Consider the following 19,357-nt stretch of genomic DNA (forward strand, 5'->3'; position numbering starts at 1 on the left):
ACATGAGTGTGGTTTTTTTGCTCTTTCACGCAGTCAAAGGACAAAAACTCCACACTCAGGTTATTCTGCAAAGCGGCAAGATTAAGACTGAACCGCTTCCAATTCAAATGATTCGGTTTCTCTTTCCACTTTTTTCAAGAAAAAGCTGCGGCTTTCCCCAATGACTTGCTTCGATAAACCGATAACTCCAATTAAATTGGTCAACAGCATTAAAGAAATAGAGACATCCGCCAAGCGCCAAATTAAATCCACATGCAAAACTGCCCCTATGGGGATAAGAGCCGTATAGATATACTTAAAGCGATCGGCATAGCGCGCTCCATACAAGAAACCAATTGCTTTCTCAGCGCAGCAGGCCCAAGCTAAAATAGTCGTATAGGCGAATAGAATGAGGGAAATAATGACAATATAAGCTCCAATGGAATTTCCTAGTCCGCTTGCAAACGCATGCGTAACCATATTAGTGCTTTGAAGCCCTTCCTCTTGCCAAGCTCCAGTCACTAAAAGGACAAGGCCTGTTGTTGTACAAACAATCATGACCAAGAAAGGTGCTACTAACGTCACGACTCCGTCCATAATGGGATTGGTCGTGCGTGCGCTAGATTGTAAAATAGGAACAATCCCCGTCCCGGCATCTGTCGCAAAAATTCCACGATCAAATCCCGAACTAATTGCTTTAACGATACCAAATCCTAACGTCCCACCCAGAGCAGATTGCGGATCAAAAGCAGAAACTAGCATCAATTTAAATGCAGGAATAACCCTGTCTGCATGCATGCCCAAAATTAAAATAGCAGTACCCAAATAGACCAACGCTTTTACAGGTACGATAAAAGAAGCAAGCTTAGCAACCCGCTGGACACCTCCAATCAAAACGGCGCCTACCAATAAAGCAATCAATAAACTGCACATAAAAGGATCTAATCCTAACTGCTTAAGAGGCAAGGTAACAGAATTGATTTGCGCAAAGTTACCAACTGTGAGGGCTCCCATAATAGTAAAAAGGCAAAATAAAGTTCCCAAGAACTTCATCCCCAATCCATCCCTCAAATAATACATAGGCCCGCCAACGTATTCGCCATCAGCATTTTGCCTGCGATACTTAACCCCTAATACACAGCTTACATACTGAATAGATGCCCCTAAAAAGGCCATGATCCACATCCAGACTAAAGCCCCTGGACCTCCCGTCGCAATTGCGACTGCCATCCCGGAAACATTTCCCGTACCAAAATTACCGGCCAAAACAGCCGATATGGCTTGGTAATGACTAATATTCCCTTGGCTGCTCTCTTCTTTTTTAAGAAGGCAGCAAAAACTCATTTTTAATTTCGAAATTTGAACAAAGCGAAGTTTAAAAGTTAAATACAGCCCGAAGAGAATAATGGTCGGGAAAACCAGAAAGAAGGTAAAGGCCTCGTTAACACCTGTTAGTAAAGATTTTATATCAAAATTCATATATTTTTTCTAACCTAACTTTTTATTTATCTTAACGGTTTAAAAGCTGAATACCGTGGTTGATAGGGCTCTGGATTATCTCATGATTTGCGATTGATGTACATGCAAAAAAAATGAAGGCTTCGGCTATTTTTTCTCCCCTAAAGGGGAGGAAAAACTAAAGGAGGGAGAAGATAACAAGGCTATCTCTTGCTCAAGAGGTAATAAGTCAAGGCAAGGAAAAGCTTTTATTTTATAAAATTGTTGCATAGCGACTTATATGATGTCGTTAAATGACCAATAATATCTGCAATTTAAATGGTTTAAATAAATCTTAACAATAGCTGCAAAGAAAACAGTTCAATTTTCCTCGCCGACTTGCCAATTCGTCTCTATTCAAGATTATTTTCTCTTAAGGAAACTCTCAAATCTAACCTTCGACAGCAGTCTCTCTCAGTAAGTCCATTACCAAAAATGGCAATCAGAACATAGATAGATTATAATATAGTTTTATATCAAAGGTCTTTTAATTTGACAATATAATTATCTTCACAGTATTACAAAAAATTTTATTTTTATATTTACTGTAAAAGAGAGGAGTAGAAAAGTGTAGAAAGAAAAAAAAGACAAGGTCGCTTCTAAGCATGCTAATCGACTTCTTGCTCTTGCATGGTAATGAAAACGAGTAGGCTTAAATTAAATATGATTGCGATAACAATATATAAGATAAAATCCGCTTTTTGAACATTCAAGTTATCCAATCCTTCTTTTGGAAAAAAGGGAAGGGGGGTAAAAACGGCTGCTGCAATGCCTGTGTAATGCATGCCGCAGACAGCAATTCCCATCATCATAGCGCTTAACATTTTTTTTCCCTTTCCTTTGACATTAAAAAAAAGCCAAAGGGCTGCAATTGAAGCCAAAATGGCAATCGCAATCGAAAGAGAAAATAAAAAAGGACGATAGGTCATTTTAGCATCTAAAATCATTGCCGCCATGCCTGTATAATGCATCATAGCGATTCCCGCCCCCATAAAAAGTCCGGCCAAAAGAAGCCGTGGCCATGTCTTTTCTCTTAATCCTATAATAAGCAAGCCTATACCGGTTGCTAATATGGCGAGCAACATAGAAACCAAAGTCAAGGAAAGATCGTAGTAGACATCCATTCCAATGTTAAGAGCCATCATGCCAATAAAATGCATGGTCCAAATTGCACATCCCCCGGCCGTAATTGCAGCTATCAATAACCAAGGAATTCGCTTCTCTTTCTTTTCTTGATTTAAGGCTTGCGTGACAAAACACAAGCTGGCATAAGACCCGACAAATGAAACCAAATAAGATAAAATGACTAAACCAATATGATAATGGTGCGGGTAGGCATAAGGGACAACAGCAGGCGCCCATTCAATAAAAGTAGAAAGAAGGAAATCATTCATCATACTTACAGCTAATTAAAATTTCCTCTGTGCTTATCTTTTACCTCTATTAGTTTTTATAGCTTTTAGCATTTTACTACAACAAGCAGTAAGAAAATTGATCGACAATCACAATCACTAAATATTTAGAGGCTGGGATCGAATTCATAATCGCTTAGATTCGAGCTCTTTTTTCTTTTATTCGGCCCCTCCTAAGAGAGGATATTAAAACCCATTATAATCGATATTTGAAGTTATCTCCATAAGAGGCAATAGGAGAGAACGGGCCATATCGAGTGAATATTCCATCTTTTCTCAGCCCAAAAAATTTCAACCAAGGCTGCCGCTTTATGTCCAACGGATCAATTTTCTCTTCAGAAATTTTTCCAGCCTCTTCTATTTACCATCATCGCTTAGCATCCCCCTTTTCTTGCAATCAAGCCTATGAATGGATAGAAGACAATATCCCTTCTTTTGATGAAATGATTCTTTCGTGGAATGCCTTTCGTCCCTTGCATGGATATTACACCTTTTCCCTTTCATTGAAATTGGAAGACTGGTCACCTTGGCATCTTTATGCTTATTGGGCCAACCAGGACCAAAAAAGCTTTGAAGATAAACAAGAGTTTTCTTTGCAGGTTTTTCAAGATATTGCCACTTGTTTAGAAGGAAAAACTGCCACAGGATTCAAAATTCGTGTCGAGGCCCATCAAGGGGCTATTTTAAAAGATATCTTTGCTTTCCATGCTTGCACGACTCGCTTAAAAGACTTTTGCTTTCAAGATAAGACAGGGGATTCTTCCTTTATTGATATCCCTATTCCGGGGATTTCTCAACTCGCTTTAGCTCATCCCAGGCATCGAAGCTTATGTTCACCCTCTTCAACGGCAGCGGTCATTAATTATCTTACGCAGAAGAAGATGTGTCCGCTGAAATTTGCTGAAAAAGTGCACGATAGCGGATTTGATATTTACGGAAATTGGGTCTTAAATACCGCTCAGGCTTTTATAGAATTAGGGCCTGCTTGGCAATGCTGGGTCATGCGTTGCGTGGAATGGCAGCAAGTCATTCATCAATTACATCTTGGGCTTCCGGTAGTCGTAAGCGTCAAGGGCTCTTTGCCTGGAGCTCCCCTTTCCTACGACAATGGCCATCTTATTGTCATCAAAGGATACGATCCTCAGACCAAACACATTCTATGCATGGATCCCGCTTTTCCAACAGACGATCAAACTCATGTTTGCTATTTGTGGGAAGATTTCATTCTAGCATGGAAGCGAAGAGGATGCATTGCTTATTTTTTTGCACCTGCCCAGAGGCTGTCGTTCGATTGATGGGCAGATAACAGCCTCATTAAAATTTATTTTTTATCACTTCCGAATTTTATAAAATTCTGCTAAGAACAAACTGCTTTTCCAATAGATTCTTAAAATTTAACGAGTTGAAAAAATCACCTAAAAATTTTTAATGCTTTTAAAGTATGTATGGCCAAAAGCAAATTTTTGACTTTCTCCTTTACTTATATAGCCTTGCCATATGCGGCTTTGCTACTCGTATTGGCTTGCTGCTCGATTAATAAAGGCAAACCGCATCAGGGATTCCCTATTGCTGTTGCTGAAGTTACCCAGCAAGACGTCCCGCTCTTTATTGAGGCGATCGGCAATGTCTATTCCCTGCAAGTGGTTCAGCTAAGGCCTCAAGTGGGCGGAATCGTGCAAGAGGTTTTTGTGGCGCAGGGGCAATATGTCAAGAAGGGCGATCCCTTGTACAAGATTGACCCCCGTCCTTTCCAAGCCAATTTAGATCGTGCGCAAGCCGCTTTGATTAAGGATACAGCCAATTTAAAATTTGCTGAAGAGCAAGCCAAACGCTATAGCGAAGTCGTAAAAAAGGAATATGTTTCTAAATTAACATATGATCAATATGTGAGCCAAGTCGAGTTAAATAAAGGGCAAATTCTCAGCGACCAGGCAGACATTGCGATAGCCAAGCTTAATTTGGAATGGTGTATGCCTGTCTCTCCCATGGATGGAAAAATCAGCCAATATAATATTGATCCGGGCAATCTTGTGACTGCCAATGATCCCAATGCCATTACAGACATTAGGCAGATCACACCGGCAGATATCCGTTTTTCCATTACACAAAAGGACTTTATCGAGGTGCAAAAAGCCCTTAAACGAAACCAAGGGGATTTGAAATTTATTGTCTTACTGCCTCAATTGCCTAAAGAGCCGCGTGAGGGAAAAATTTACTTTGTGGACAATCACATGGATCCCAATACCGGTACGATTATGCTAAAGGGAGAAGCTCCCAATGAAGATGAACTGCTATGGCCAGGCGAATTTGTCCGTGTACGCCTTCTCCTCGATACGAAGCCCAATGCAATTTTAGTTCCTGAGGAAGCAGTGAAAATCGGCCAAGACGGCTCTTATGTCTATGTTTATCGGCCTGAAGATTCGACGGCCGAATATCGCCGAGTGGTCAAAGGCCAGCAGGTTGATCACTTGATTGTCATTGAAAGCGGCCTCAAAGTCGGAGAAAAAGTGATCACCAAAGGCCAGCAAAACTTGCTTCCCGGCTCTAAAGTATATATCGCCTCAAATGACGAATCGCAGAAAAAAGAGAAAGCATGAACTTATCCCAGCCTTTTATTCTACGCCCTGTCATGACCACCCTTCTGACGGCAGCGATTCTCATTTTAGGCCTTTATGCTTATTTTTCTTTACCGGTGAGCAATCTTCCCGATGTGAATTACCCCACCATTACGGTATCTGTTCCCTTTCCGGGGGCAAATCCCGAGATCATGGCCAATACAGTCGCTACCCCTCTCGAAAAAGAATTCATGACGATTCCGGGAATCAAATATGTCACCTCTTCCAATACGCTTGGCTCGACAAGCATCATTCTCGAATTTGACATCAATAAAGACATCGACTTGGCCGCTGTCGATGTCGATGCGGCCATTGTACGCGCTAGGCCCAATCTTCCGCCTAATCTTCCCCAGGAGCCCACTTATAAAAAAGTCAATCCCTCAGCGACCCCCATTCTTTACCTTGTTGTCACATCTCCTACAGTGACGCGGGGCGAGCTTTACGATTATGCAAATACATTGATTGGGCAACGCATCTCTATTCTAGAAGGCGTATCCGAAGTTTTAGTATACGGAACGCCCAAAGCCGTACGGGCGCAAGTGGATCCAGGGGTAATTGCTTCTCTTGGCCTTACGATGCCGGACATTTCTGCCAATATTAGCAGCGGCAACCAATACCAGCCATTAGGCCAGTTTGATGGAACACATGTAGCCTCAACAATTTATGATACAGGCGCCCTTTATACGGCAAACGAATACCGGCCGCTGATCATTGCTTATAAGAATGGTTCGCCTGTCCGAGTGGAAAATTTAGGAATGGTTCTTGATAGCTTGAGGGATGATCGCAGCGAACGCCATTATATTGACCATCGCATTAATCAACCTAGCGTCACTTTAGCCGTCCAACGCCAACCCGGCGCCAATACAGTCACGGTTGCCAACGCGGTGAAAAAATTACTGGCCACTTTAAAAACTCAATTACCCGGCTCTTTGGAACTAATTATTTTATTTGATCGCTCGGAATCGATCCGCGAATCAATTAAGGATGTGCAATTCACCCTTGTCCTAGCCTTTATTTTAGTTGTTTTCGTCATTTTTATTTATTTAGGCAAATTCCGGGATACGCTTATTCCGGCTTTAGTTATGCCTTTATCTATTATAGCCACTTTTGCCGTCATTTACCAACTTGGCTATACTCTGGACAATCTTTCTTTACTGGCCTTGACTCTAGCAATTGGATTTATTATTGACGATGCCATTGTTGTCTTGGAAAATATTGTCCGTTGGATTGAAAAAGGAAATTCTCCTCTTGACGCTTCATTGGAAGGATCCAAACAGATCAGCTTTACCATTGTTTCAATGACTTTATCTCTAGTAGCGGTCTTTATTCCCCTTATTTTTATGGCCGGTTTAATAGGCAAGCTCTTTCAAGAGTTTTCCATCACGCTAACCGTGGTGACTCTTATTTCCGGCCTTATTTCTCTAACGCTGACGCCTATGCTTTGCAGCCGCTTTCTTCCTCCACGGACAGAGCTACATAGAGGGAAAATAGCCTTTCTTTCCGAGCAATTGAATGCTTGGATGCTTAGGCACTACGAAAGGGGCCTTAAATGGACTTTAGAGCACAGAGGGATGATGCTTTTAATTGGAATTGGCAGTGTGATTTTGAGCGCTTTCCTATTCAAAATTCTTCCCACGGATTTTATTCCCGATGAAGATATTGGATTTTTAATCGCCTATACCGAGTCTGAACAGGGCACCTCTTCGGAACAAATGAATGCCTATCAGCAGCAGGTTATTAGGCTATTAAGGCAAGAGCCGTTCATTGAATCCTTGATGTCAATCAGCGCGTCGCCGGTTTATCGGCAAGGATTAATCTTTATACGCCTCATTCCTAGAAATCAGCGCTCGCCTGTCGGACAGATCATCCAGCAACTCAATAAAAAACTTAACTCTATTCCAGGTGTGAATGTCTATCTAAAAAATATCCCTTTAATCGATTTGAGCATCGGCTCTCAAGCCAGAGCTGCCTATCAATATCTCATGCAAAGCTTGGATCAAGACGAACTTTATCGAGGAGCTGACGCTCTCCTGCAAAAGATGCGCCAAGATCCGCTGTTTCAAGGCGTTTCCACGGACTTAGAAATAAAAACTCCCCAACAAACTCTAGTCATTGATCGAGACCAAGCCTCGGCATTGGGAATCGATGCTGCCAATTTTGAACAGACTTTATCTCTCGGTTTCTCTGGCAATCGCATCTCACGCATCCAAACCCCTCTGGATCAATATGATGTTATCTTAGAACTCGATCGAAATTTTCAACGCAATCCCTCTTCCTTAAATTTCATCTACTTGCGGTCGAGCACAACCAATCAGCTTGTGCCGCTCAAAGCCGTTGCGTCTTTGAAAGAAAGTGTAGGTCCTGCCAGCATTAACCATTTTGCGCAATTTCCTGCCGTTACAATCTCTTTCAATCTTGCTCCTAACATTCCTTTAAGCCAAGGACTCCAGCACTTGCGCGAAATGGCAGCGGCTACCTTCAGCGATAAAGTCACAGGAGATGTCAAGGGGACGGCAGAGACTTTTGAAGAATCGATCAGAAGCGTCGGATTCCTTATTATCATTACCATTTTGAGCATTTATATTATTTTGGGAATCCTCTATGAAAGTTTTATTCATCCGCTCACCATTCTTTCCACACTTCCGCCCGCCATCGTCGGCGCTTTGTTAACCTTATTTTTCACAGGCCAGCCCCTTTCCCTCTATGCCTATTTAGGCATCATTTTGCTGATTGGAATTGTTAAGAAAAATGGGATCATGATTGTGGATTTTGCTTTGGACAATATTCGGCAAAAAGGGGAATCCGCCGAGAAATCCATTTTCGATGCCAGTCTGGTGCGCTTCCGCCCTATCATGATGACAACGATCGCCGCGATCATGGGAGCTATTCCGATTGCCATGGGAATAGGAGCAGGCGCCGACTCAAGACGGCCTCTCGGTTATGTCATTATTGGCGGCATGCTTATCTCTCAGTTAATCACTCTTTTTCTGACTCCTGTCATCTATCTTTATCTCGAGCAATTAAGGGAAAAATTTAGCAGCAAATAGCTATAAATTAAAAAGATGGATTCACCCATCTATTTTTAAAATGCTCTCCAACGACCTATCAAATCGAGCGCTTCAATACATGCTCTAGGATCTATTCCTTAGTATAAATGAGAAAGGATGAACCCAGGATTAAAAGTTTTACCCTCTATTCAATAAATATCTCCTGGATTAAAGTAATTTTTAACACAACATTCAGTGGGTAATCCTATGTTTAGAGATCGAGAGGATGCTGGACAAAAGCTGGCCGCCGCGCTCACTCTTTTTGCGAAAAGAGAGCACACCTTTGTCTTTGGACTTGCTAGAGGAGGCGTTGTTGTCGCGGCTGAAATAGCCAAAAAACTTTCCCTCCCTTTATATGTAGCGACTCCTCGAAAAATTGGCGCTCCTGGCATGCCCGAATTAGCTTTAGGGGCAATTGCAGAAGATGGAAGCGGATTCTTCAATGATTCTATTATTCACTCACTAGCTGTCTCTAAAACTTATCTTCAACATGAAATAGAAAAGGAAAAAGCTGTTGCCAAGCAAAGGCGGGCTTTATACCAGAAAAATCCCCTGCCAGATTTAAAAAAAGCAACCGTTATTTTAGTGGATGATGGAATAGCGACTGGAGCGACAATGATGGCGACGATCCAATGGATGAGAAAGGCGCAGGCTAAACGAATTATTGTCGCCATCCCTGTTGCTGCAACAGATAGTTTAGAATTAATCGAGCAGGCTGCGGATGAAGTCTTTTGCCTGCATAGCCAAGTAGATTTCGGGGGGGTTGGGCTTTACTACCGGGACTTTTCCCAAACCAGCGATCAAGAAGTCTTAAATTTGATCAAAGAAGCGGATGAGCAGGCAGCCAATCAAGCAACTCTCCCTCGCCATTCTCCTATTCCTCTTACAGCTGTTCGAGAACAAACAGTTCGAGTGCCGATCGGGAAAGAAAGCCTGGAGGGCACGCTCCATCTTTTTGATCAGGCTAAAGGGATTGTCCTATTTGCCCACGGTAGTGGAAGCAGCCGTTTTAGCCCTCGAAACAGAGCCGTCGCAGATTTCCTAAATAAAAATGGGCTGGCCACCCTCTTGATTGATCTCCTCACCCAACCTGAGGACCGCATCGACCAACAAACCCGCGAATTTCGTTTTGACATTGAATTACTAGCCAATCGTTTGCTGGAGGTTACCCACTGGCTTCAGCAAACAAACCAAACGAAATCTTTGCCGATTGGATATTTTGGATCCAGCACAGGCGCGGCAGCTGCTTTGATAGCCGCTGCCAAAGAAGGAAAGACCATCTCTGCTGTTGTCTCAAGAGGCGGCCGAGCAGATTTGGCTCGAGACTTCCTGCCTCAAGTCCGCTCTCCTACTTTATTGATTGTAGGAGGAGACGATTCAACTGTATTGGTGCTCAACCAACAAGCTTACGCAGTCCTAGCCTGCCCTAAAGAGCTAACGGTTGTCCCAAACGCCACCCACCTATTTGAAGAACCCGGCGCTTTGGAAGAGGTTTCGCGCTTAGCGGCTCAATGGTTCAACCATTATTTACCCCTTTCTCTTAATACCTAATCAAGAAGCAAATAGCAGCCATGACTTCACGTTCAACTCCCATTCTTTTTAGCGGATCTTCCCATCCAAGCCTCGCTCAAGAAATAGCTGCGCTCTCTTCCATTCCTATGGGAAAAATTGACTTGCATGCTTTTCCTGACAAAGAAATTGCCGTAGATATATTAGAGCCTGTCCAAGGACGCTCCGTCTATGTTTTGCAATCTCCCGCTTTAAATCCCAATACTTATCTAATGGAATTATTTATTATGATTGATGCCTTGAAGAGAGCCTCTGCCGATTTCATTACAGTTATTTTACCTTATTATGCCTATGCCCGCCAAGACCGTCTATGCCCTCCAAACACAAGCATCACAGCCAAATTAGTCGCCAATTTTCTTGCAACAGCAGGAATCGATCATTTAATCACATTAGATCTTCATTCTGAGCAGATTGAAGGGTTCTTTGATCTTCCCTTTACCCATCTCGTCAGCCGCCCAATCCTTCTGTCTTATTGCAAGCAGTTTTCTTTGGAAAATGCCATTATTGTTGCTCCTGATAAAGGGGCAATCAAAATCGCGAGCGCCTATGCCAAGCAGCTCAATCTGCCTATCGCTTTAATCGATAAAGAACGGATAAATGCTTTCCAAGTCAATCTCAATCTTTTCGTTGGCGATGTCGCTGGAAAAACGGTCTTCATTCCAGACGATATGTGCTCAACTGCTGGCACAATTGTACATGCCGCCAATGCCTGTGCCGAGCTAGGGGCCAAGCAAATTATAGCCTTAATCGGCCATGGATTATTTACCGGCCAGGCAATTGAAAATATTGAACGCAGCCCTATTGATCTTCTTATTACCACAAATAGTATTCCCCACTCGCAAAGAGTGCAGCATTCCCATAAAATCCGCATTCTTTCCATTGCTTCGCTTTTTGCGGATTTCATAAAAAAACAAGGATTTCTTTAAACCTTATCATTATTAGCTTCGCCCTTTTAATAAATTCTCCTTGATTCCAGTAAAATTTCTGCTATAATAGATTCGCCCTAAAGGCTATAGGAAATCAGATCGACCAATTTTACGAACTGCGCTTCTGATAAATACCAAACATCTAATTAAATTAAATAATTAAAGGACAAATCTAGGTCTCAAAAGAAGATAAGATTTGTACTCATCTTCTTTAAAAATGAATGAATTATTATTTATTATACAGGCATTGCTGATTATCGGTTTTGCAATAGGAGCTTTAAAGCTTGGCAAAGCGGCTCTTACGAGTTGGGTTGCCGTGCAAGCCTTGATTGCCAACCTCTTTGTCCTCAAGCAAATTACTTTACTGGGGTTTAATGTGACGGCCAGCGACGCCTTTGCCATTGGCAGTCTTTTAGGCCTCAACTTTTTGCAAGAGTATTTCAGCAGAGAAGAAGCACAGCAAGCGACTTGGATTTGCTTTTTCTTTATGCTGTTCTTCGCCCTCGTCTCCCAATTGCACTTACTCTACATTCCTAGCCCCTTTGATACAGCGCAGGCGGCGTTTGTCACTATCCTTTCCCCTTCTTTTCGCTTACTTATCGCTTCGATGAGCGTATTTTTTATTGTTCAGCAAATTGACATCCGTTTTTTTGGTTTTCTTAAAAAGGCGATGCCTCAAGCCAGCTTTGCCTTGCGAGCCGGCCTAGCCTTAGTTGTCTCCCAATTTTTAGATACTTGCTTGTTTAGCGTGGCCGGCCTTTATGGAATGGTCGCTTCTCTCTTCGATATTATTCTTGTCAGCTTCTTCGTCAAGCTTGCTGTCATTTTTTGTTTTAGTTCTTTTATGAGATGGGTCAAAACATGAATTCTTTTCGTTTCGAGCTTCTTCATCGCTCAAAAAAATCACGCGCCCGTGTAGGACGCATTCATACACCGCATGGAATCATCGACACGCCCAATTTTGTGGCTGTTGGAACCAACGGAACTGTTAAGGCCCTGGATAACTCGATCCTGCATGATATCGGCCTGCAGCTCATGTTTTGCAATACTTATCATCTTTTGCTTCAACCGGGAACTGAAGTTGTCAAGCAGGCTGGCGGATTGCATCAATTTATTAATCGCAAGCTGCCCATTATCACCGATTCGGGAGGCTTTCAAGTCTTCAGTTTAGCCTATGGATCAGTTGCCGACGAATTAAAAAGCCGCGGCACAAAAAAACAAGGCGGATCCGTCATTAAGATTACAGAAGAAGGTGTCCTTTTTCGCTCTTATCGGGATGGAGCAAAAGTCTTGCTGACACCGGAAACGTCCGTTCAAGCGCAAAAAGATTTGGGCGCAGATATCATTATTCCCTTTGATGAATTGCCTCCCTATCACATCTCTCATGAGTCATTAAAAAAATCGCTGGCAAGAACGCATCGCTGGGAAAAACGCTCGCTTGAAACGCATTTAAAAAATCCTCAGGGACAAGCGATGTATGCTGTCATTCATGGAGGGATTAATCCTGAATTGCGGCAAGAAAGCTGTTCATTTTTAACCAAACTGGACTTCGATGGATTTGCTATTGGGGGAAGCATGGGAAAAAATAAGGAAGAAATGCATACGCTTCTTTCCTTTACCCTTCCGCTACTTCCAGAGGAAAAGCCGAACCACTTACTGGGCATTGGCGATTTAGCCTCCATCGAGCGCAGCGTGCCTTTGGGGATCGACACCTTTGATAGCTCTTATCCGACGCGCGCCGCCCGTCACGGCATTTTATTTACTGCCCAAGGCAACTTGAATGTCACTAAAGCCGAGAATTCAAGAGAGTTTACGCCAATCGAAAAAGACTGCACGTGTCCAACTTGTACCAAATTTACACGCGCTTATTTGCACCATTTATTCAAGGCAAACGAATTGACAGGCATGAGCTTAGCTACAGCGCATAATTTACATTATATGATTCAATTGATGCAGCGCTATCGCAATCAAATCTTGGAAGATCACGTGTAGGAACCTGCTCTTGAATCCCTATCAATCTATTATTACGTTTTCTCAAGAAAACTTTTCTTTTTCCATTCAAGATCTTCACAAGGGATATTTATAAAGTAAATTTTTTATTTTCTATCCTTAAAAGAAGATCCTCTCTAATAATTAGAATAGTCTAATAGACTTGTCTTAATATTTTTAATTACAAATAAATTAAATAAAATAAACTAAATTAATTATGAATATTTCTAATCAAAATTCTTATTTTCTTCCTTTTACCTATGCGTTTGATCAAATGCATAGCCCTGAGCATAACTGGACCGTTGAACCTGAGCAGCAGCAAACAGCAGAAGGAGAGAAGGGCCTTATTAATGAAGCCTGCACTTGCCCAGAATGTGCACAACACGCTCTTTCTGAGCAAACGATTACTCAAATGTCGGTACCTCAGACAGAACAATCCGCATGCTCGATTAAAGAACTAGACCCAACACAGGTCAACCATAAAAAGGAATTGAAGCGTTATATTAGAGAAGACTCTCGCTTTTTAAAAAATCAGGAAATTTTCATTTCTAAACAAACCTGCGACGCAATAATAAATTTTTTTCCTCTTTTAGGAGAAATAGCAGTCAGAACCAAGCTTGCCAAACGTTTAGTTAAATTAGTAAACAGCAAAGGAATTGAATTTCCTTATCGGAATATTTCAATTGAAGAAGCCGAAAAAACTTTCCAACGATTGGAAGCATTCCGTTATAGCAAACCCATAAAAAAAGGGGTTTTTAATTTCCGCCATCCATATGCTTATATGCCTTTCGATCCTGTCAATCCGGATCAGAATCCTCTCTATCAGAAATATCTGTCAAAGATGCAAGGAAAAGGATTAACTGTAAGCAATCATTTTCACGAGCGCATAAGAATGAATGCCGGTCCTCAGGCCCCTGCTAAAATATGGTCCAATCCTCAAAAAAGTCTACGTAGCTGGAAAAGAATATTAGTCTGTTCCTCTACCCGACCACCTATTATCAGCTCAAAATTAAGAACCTTATTTGAACGCAATTGGGGGGTGTATCCGGCGAAAGCCTTTATGAAATCAAGTTTTACTTAGAACAACTCCCCAATGCCGAAAGCCGCTTGTTTTTATCCGAAGAATATGATGAATTGGGCATGCCTCTCCCTTGCTTGGATTGGAAATTCAGAGAAGAGGATTATCTAGGATTTAAAAAATTTATCCAAAAAATAAAGGAATTGCTGGCTCGTCACCAACTGGGAAGATTGGAAATAGAAGAGGAATGCTACAATTTGGACTTTATCAGAGATGCCAGCCACCAGATGGGAACTACCCGTATGGCCGCAAATCCTGCTGATGGAGTCGTTGATATTAATTGCAAAGTTTTCGGCATTAATAATTTATACTTAATGGGCAGCTCAGTTTTTCCTTCGGGAGGCAATGCCAATCCCACATTTACCATTCTTGCCCTAGCAAGACGCTTGGCCTCCCATTTGAAGCGTTCTTTCTTATCCTAATTGTTCATTCTCATTCTTAGAAATCCATTATTTTAACATCTCATTCCAACAATTTAACAAAATAACGTTCAATATTTATTATATTTTATGAAAAATTTTTATAAAATTAACAATTTCTATAAATATTTATAATTTAATTTATGGTACAATTTAATCAAAGTTTCAAATATTACATTTTTAAATAAAAATTAAATTAAACTATAATAATAATATAATGACACTTAAAATCCTGGTTAATTATGACCAAAATTAATCCAATTTTAATAAAATCTTTTATTGATGAAATAAATAACTTTAACGATTTAGGTAGAGACATCTCTACACTAAGCAATAAAGATAAAGATTTTATTGTTGCCTGTTCCCGGATTATTCAATCAAACTATCAGCAAACTTTGCCCAGTGACTTACAGTTAGATAACGATAAATTTAATGATTTGGCAAAATCTATTATTTCTAAGTTAGTGGATGCTCAAAATGACTCGACTCTTTCTAAGGTAGCTCGGACTGTCCAGCATTTCTTTGCAGTTGGATTTGATAATAAAGTCATTCGGGAAGTTAAAAAGGCAGCCGTCAATGAACAGCAAATTACACAAATTCTGACAAAATTAAAGCGTTATAGAGAACAACATCCTTCTGAAAGGATTGACTTTGCAGACTTTTTAAGAGAGCAGGGATTGCCCTCTTCCGAATTAAGCAATATTAACTTTAGGCAAATGAGCCTTTTTCTTAAGCCGGTTGCAAAATCTGGTATTCCTCCCTATTGGGGAACCGATTTATTTAAAAATGTTGATTTTAAGAATATTCATTTTAAAGATTGCGATTTAGAATATTTGAATCTCTCCGGCTCGACATTTGAAAACTGTACCTTTGAAAATTGCAATTTAAAAAATGCTGTCTTATGCGAAGCTGCCTTTAGGAATGTCTCCTTTAATAATGCCTACTTGCAAGATGCCCTTTTTGATGGCAGCGAATTGAAGGATGTCCGTTTTGAATCAGCACAGTTGGAATATACTAATTTTTATGATTGCCGCTTAGAAAGCGTTGACTTCCAATCCTGCAAGATGGCAGGAGCCAATTTCTTTGAAGCGCAAGTGGACGAAGGGAAGAGCTGCCATCTGGCCGATTGCGATTTGATCAATTGCTTGCTGTTTGAAACCAAAAAGCATTTTGCGATTAGTGGAGGCACGCCTCATACCCTGACCAAGCCTGTCGTTGTCTTGCCATGGAATAATCCTAAGCCCGGTGTGATGGCTACGCGCACCAACCGCTCGCTCAAGCTTGCCGATAGCCTACCTCTCAAATTCAATTACTTTCCCTCCAAGGTTGATACGGCCCTATTAGACAAGCAAGTGAAAGAACAACTTGACTATATTCAAAGCCATCCGGAGGAAGAAAAATTAAGCATTCCGGAAGCGATTTTGCGTAGAACCATGGAGACAGAAAAGAGCCGCAAAGAGAATTCTGAAATTTATACGCTTGTTTCCCATGCTGCCAAATTGGCTAAAGCGACAGATGCCATTATGCTTCCAGGAGGAAGCGATATCGAACCCGAATTTTATGGACAGAAAAAGGAAAGCAAAACGCGTACCGACTCAGACTATCGAAGAAGCATTTTAGAGTTCGGCTTGATTCGAGAAGCAAAAGAAAAAGGCATTCCTTTAATGGGAATCTGCCGCGGTTCGCAATTAGGAAATATTTATTATGGCGGAACGCTGAAGCAGCATGTCGGGGGACAACTCTTTTCCATTCAATCTTATCAAACTACACCTACGAGAGAGGGACAAGAACAAGGAATTATCAAGGGAATTATAAAGGATGAAGAATTCAAAGGATTGGTAGATCACCATCAAGCTATCGATAAGACAGGCGCGGATTTAGAAAAGATTATTATTCATCAAAAGAAAGGCTTCTTTTCTAAGATGGAAATCCCCAAAGCCTTGGAAGGAAAAAAGGGCGCTCCTCTGATTTTAACTCAATTTCATCCTGAATTTTTTGGACATTCCGACTCTATTCACAATCAATTTGCCAATTTTGTTTTTTCAAAGAAAAATAAAGAACTTATCACAGCTTTTATTGGCGCCGCAGATACGCAAAGAAAGAAAAAAGCTTTAAGGGAAGACTTGAAGCTTTTTCCTCGAGAGAAGAAATTAAAAAAAGTTGGACTCCCAGCTGAAAAACCCTTGCGGGTAGAAGTAGAAACAGGAGCGGTGAAGGAAGCAACAGACATACCCGATGCGCCAGTTTCCACAACTTTCGCTCAAAAAGTTCATCGATTAGCCTTAGCGATTTTAAGCCCCTTTAAATATTTAATTGATTCCATCTCTGATGCCTGGAGGCGTTTAACCGCTTCGAAAACAGAAGACGCTTCCTTCGTGAATCAAGTCGCTACTCCTATTATCCAAAAAACAATAGACAAGTACAAGCTGCTGGCTGGTAAAAAGGATGTTACCCCCTCTCAAGAGGCTTGGCACCTCAATCTAGCCTTATTGCGAAGCGCGTACAACGAGACAGATGATCCAGAAATCAAAAAACAGATTAATTTCTTGATCAATAACTATTTAGATAAAGCGGCTCCTGTCCGAGCCTGGGAAACCAAATGGCTGGTCAACGATTTTGAATCGAATTATCAAGTCCATCCTCATTCCAATTATTACTATCATCGAACAGAATTTCTGAAGAAGTTAGAATTCAGCGCCCCTTATAATAAGGGGCTCGCTTTCGCAGATTCAAGCCCGCTTATTTTGACCGAGACAACCGAGTTGGAACACTTCTTTCCTCTAAGTTTTACAGTAATGGGAAATGATGAGAAGACATGGGCAAATGCAATGGCCGGCACCCTAGCTGCCCATTTCTCCAAGCATCCCAATATCGGCAAAGGATTAGAAGAAGAGTTGTCTTCTGGTATTTTATTTGATTTAACGTCGCAGTTCGAAGCCCTTATGCGAACCAATGGCTCGCCAGAAGCAGAGAGACAAGCCAAACAGCAATTAAGTCAAATTAAAGACAAGCTCGATGCAACAATTGATCAATCCATCAAAATTCTTTCCAATCAATATCCCGAATTAAAAAATAGCCGCTATCAACGGCACAAGTTAAAGGAATATCTCAAAAACAATATTACGACGATCTCCCGCGTGCAAGTGGAAGAAAATTTAGGTGGAATTAAAGTCCTGCCCGTCTTTTCTAAATTGAATAAAAGCGCATTGGAAAGTAAATATTCTCATTTTATCGATTTCATTGGCCATACGGGCCTTGCCTTAGGCGCCATCAACATGCGCAGATATGCCATGAATGCCCATGAGTTGCGTCCCGACATTCAGTATGCCGTCAGAGGGGATAATGCGCTTTACTTTCCAAAGAAAACGGATTTAATTGAAACGGAGCTCGCTAAGCGGTTGACTCAAAAATTTGCTTCTAGCGACTTGATGAAAGAGCAGCCTCAAATCGCTATTTTAGGCCATTCAACTATGCAACTCCTGAATGGACTGATGCATAAAATCAGCGAAGAAAAATGGAATGCCTTAAACGAAAATCCCGCGACAAGGAAAATTGTTCAAACAACTCTTTATCAAATTAAAGAGCATTTAGCAAATGCCGAACTTCAGACAAATGACTTTGCCAAATTTGCCCAATATATTGAATTGGCGCATGCAGAAATGGCGGCATTGCTTGAGCTGGCCCGTCCCTATCAAGCGGAAGACTTTCCCAAGATCTATCAAGAGCAATTAAAACCGATTGTTCCCGAAGGCCTTCAAAGTTCTGTCAAAGCAGGACTAGGTAAAACGGCGGTCAACCTCTTTGCCGGAATGAATGCGGCTCTTATGCAGCAAGATCCTAATGTAACAAGATGCTATAGCAAGGGGCTTTACTATGAGCAAGCGCTTGTCATGGGAAATAATTATAAGTTTGATGAGATGATCGACGATCCAAGCGTCACTAAAGTGGATTTTTATGCCTGCCAGACCAATCCCAATATTGAGATAGACACCGATCACCACCATTATGCGCATATTGACATTGCATCAGACGTCAGAAAAATTATGAAGAAAAATGAACAATCCGGTACCCAGCATCTTACGGTTGCGGTTGATTGTACAATCGACTATCTCCATTCCCCTCAAATTAAAGAATTGCTGGCGCAATTCGAGCAAGAAATCAAAGATGGCAAGTTGAATTTTGTTTTCTTCCACAGCGGTCAAAAGTTTGACATGCTGGGCATGGATAATTACTTCGGATCACCTTTCTATATGGTAAACAATGGCTCAGCCCATTGGCAACCCTTTAATGGGCTTCTAGAAAATAAAGTGCATCAGACTGATCCTTTAAGCCAACAATGGTTCTGCCTATCCAATGAATTTGCGCCTACTACGGTTGATACCTATCGCAAGCAGATCTTTGAAAATACAAGAGAGATCATGAAGAACCTGCCCAAAGCGCTTATCCCCAATGGAACAAGTTCGCAGAAAGTCAGAGTCAGCACATTTGATGAAGAGACCGAACCTTGCTTTATTGATTTAAAAATCGTTGGCTTTGGCCATCAAGTCAGGGCCTTCAGCATGATCAATTATTTTTACATCAAATGCGATGAATATGGCATAAAAGCCTTCAGAAGGCCAAGCTTTGGATTTTATCATCCCAATATCACTCTCATTGCCGGAGAAGATGGCTCAACCAGCTTACGCATCAATCCCGGTTTAGATCCTAAAGAAAACGCAGCCATTCTGGACTATTTGAACGATGTCGCCCATTCATGGGGTTACTGGATATCGCCAGCAAAGAAATAACCGTTGGCCATTTAAGAGTCCGCATTTCAAAACAGCCCT

General features: G+C 41.4%; 12 protein-coding genes. 10 read left to right on the forward strand and 2 right to left on the reverse strand.

From position 1 onward, the window contains the following. Positions 1–81: 81 nt before the first annotated feature. Both BN3769_RS04355 and BN3769_RS04360 read right to left on the reverse strand, forming a co-directional pair. Positions 82–1,458 (reverse strand): alanine/glycine:cation symporter family protein, encoded by a 1,377-nt coding sequence (locus tag BN3769_RS04355; protein ID WP_068467961.1) that lies wholly within the window; start codon positions 1,456–1,458, stop codon positions 82–84. A 626-nt stretch (positions 1,459–2,084) separates the two neighbouring features. Further along, positions 2,085–2,873 (reverse strand): MHYT domain-containing protein, encoded by a 789-nt coding sequence (locus tag BN3769_RS04360; RefSeq protein ID WP_068467963.1) that lies wholly within the window; start codon positions 2,871–2,873, stop codon positions 2,085–2,087. A gap of 326 nt (positions 2,874–3,199) precedes the next feature. Between BN3769_RS04360 and BN3769_RS04365 the strand changes: the two genes are divergently transcribed. The 10 genes from BN3769_RS04365 to BN3769_RS04410 all read left to right on the forward strand — a co-directional run bounded on the left by BN3769_RS04365 (position 3,200) and on the right by BN3769_RS04410 (position 19,318). Next, positions 3,200–4,183, forward strand: a complete 984-nt coding sequence (locus BN3769_RS04365; RefSeq protein ID WP_154017819.1) for a C39 family peptidase — start codon at positions 3,200–3,202, stop codon at positions 4,181–4,183. 150 nt (positions 4,184–4,333) lie between these two features. Beyond that, positions 4,334–5,485: an efflux RND transporter periplasmic adaptor subunit gene (locus tag BN3769_RS04370; RefSeq protein WP_068467967.1), complete on the forward strand. Its 1,152-nt coding sequence runs from the start codon at positions 4,334–4,336 to the stop codon at positions 5,483–5,485. Then, positions 5,482–8,550: an efflux RND transporter permease subunit gene (locus BN3769_RS04375; RefSeq protein WP_068467969.1), complete on the forward strand. Its 3,069-nt coding sequence runs from the start codon at positions 5,482–5,484 to the stop codon at positions 8,548–8,550. Before BN3769_RS04370 ends, BN3769_RS04375 begins: the two co-directional genes overlap by 4 nt. Before the next feature lie 207 nt (positions 8,551–8,757). After that, complete coding sequence (locus tag BN3769_RS04380; RefSeq protein ID WP_079989406.1) at positions 8,758–10,101, forward strand: phosphoribosyltransferase family protein; 1,344 nt, start codon at positions 8,758–8,760, stop codon at positions 10,099–10,101. 20 nt (positions 10,102–10,121) lie between these two features. Then, a complete protein-coding gene (locus BN3769_RS04385) occupies positions 10,122–11,045 on the forward strand; it encodes a ribose-phosphate diphosphokinase (RefSeq protein ID WP_068467974.1) in 924 nt (307 codons plus the stop codon). Positions 11,046–11,241: 196 nt separating this feature from the next. Further along, entirely contained in the window at positions 11,242–11,910 is a 669-nt protein-coding gene (locus BN3769_RS04390) for a queuosine precursor transporter (protein ID WP_154017820.1), read from the forward strand. Next, positions 11,907–13,037, forward strand: coding sequence for a tRNA guanosine(34) transglycosylase Tgt (gene tgt / locus BN3769_RS04395; protein ID WP_068467978.1), 1,131 nt, complete (start codon positions 11,907–11,909; stop codon positions 13,035–13,037). The genes BN3769_RS04390 and tgt overlap by 4 nt, the downstream gene beginning before the upstream one ends. A 214-nt stretch (positions 13,038–13,251) precedes the next feature. Then, the gene (locus BN3769_RS04400) at positions 13,252–14,115 is read left to right on the forward strand and encodes a hypothetical protein (RefSeq protein ID WP_068467980.1); all 864 of its coding nucleotides are present in this window, start codon (positions 13,252–13,254) and stop codon (positions 14,113–14,115) included. Beyond that, positions 14,067–14,534, forward strand: a complete 468-nt coding sequence (locus BN3769_RS04405) for a GMC family oxidoreductase (protein ID WP_068467982.1) — start codon at positions 14,067–14,069, stop codon at positions 14,532–14,534. The genes BN3769_RS04400 and BN3769_RS04405 overlap by 49 nt, the downstream gene beginning before the upstream one ends. 239 nt (positions 14,535–14,773) lie before the next feature. Further along, the gene (locus BN3769_RS04410) at positions 14,774–19,318 is read left to right on the forward strand and encodes a gamma-glutamyl-gamma-aminobutyrate hydrolase family protein (protein WP_068467984.1); all 4,545 of its coding nucleotides are present in this window, start codon (positions 14,774–14,776) and stop codon (positions 19,316–19,318) included. Positions 19,319–19,357 lie beyond the last annotated feature (39 nt).

It is taken from the genome of Candidatus Protochlamydia phocaeensis (assembly GCF_001545115.1).
Lineage (GTDB): Bacteria > Chlamydiota > Chlamydiia > Chlamydiales > Parachlamydiaceae > Protochlamydia_A > Protochlamydia_A phocaeensis.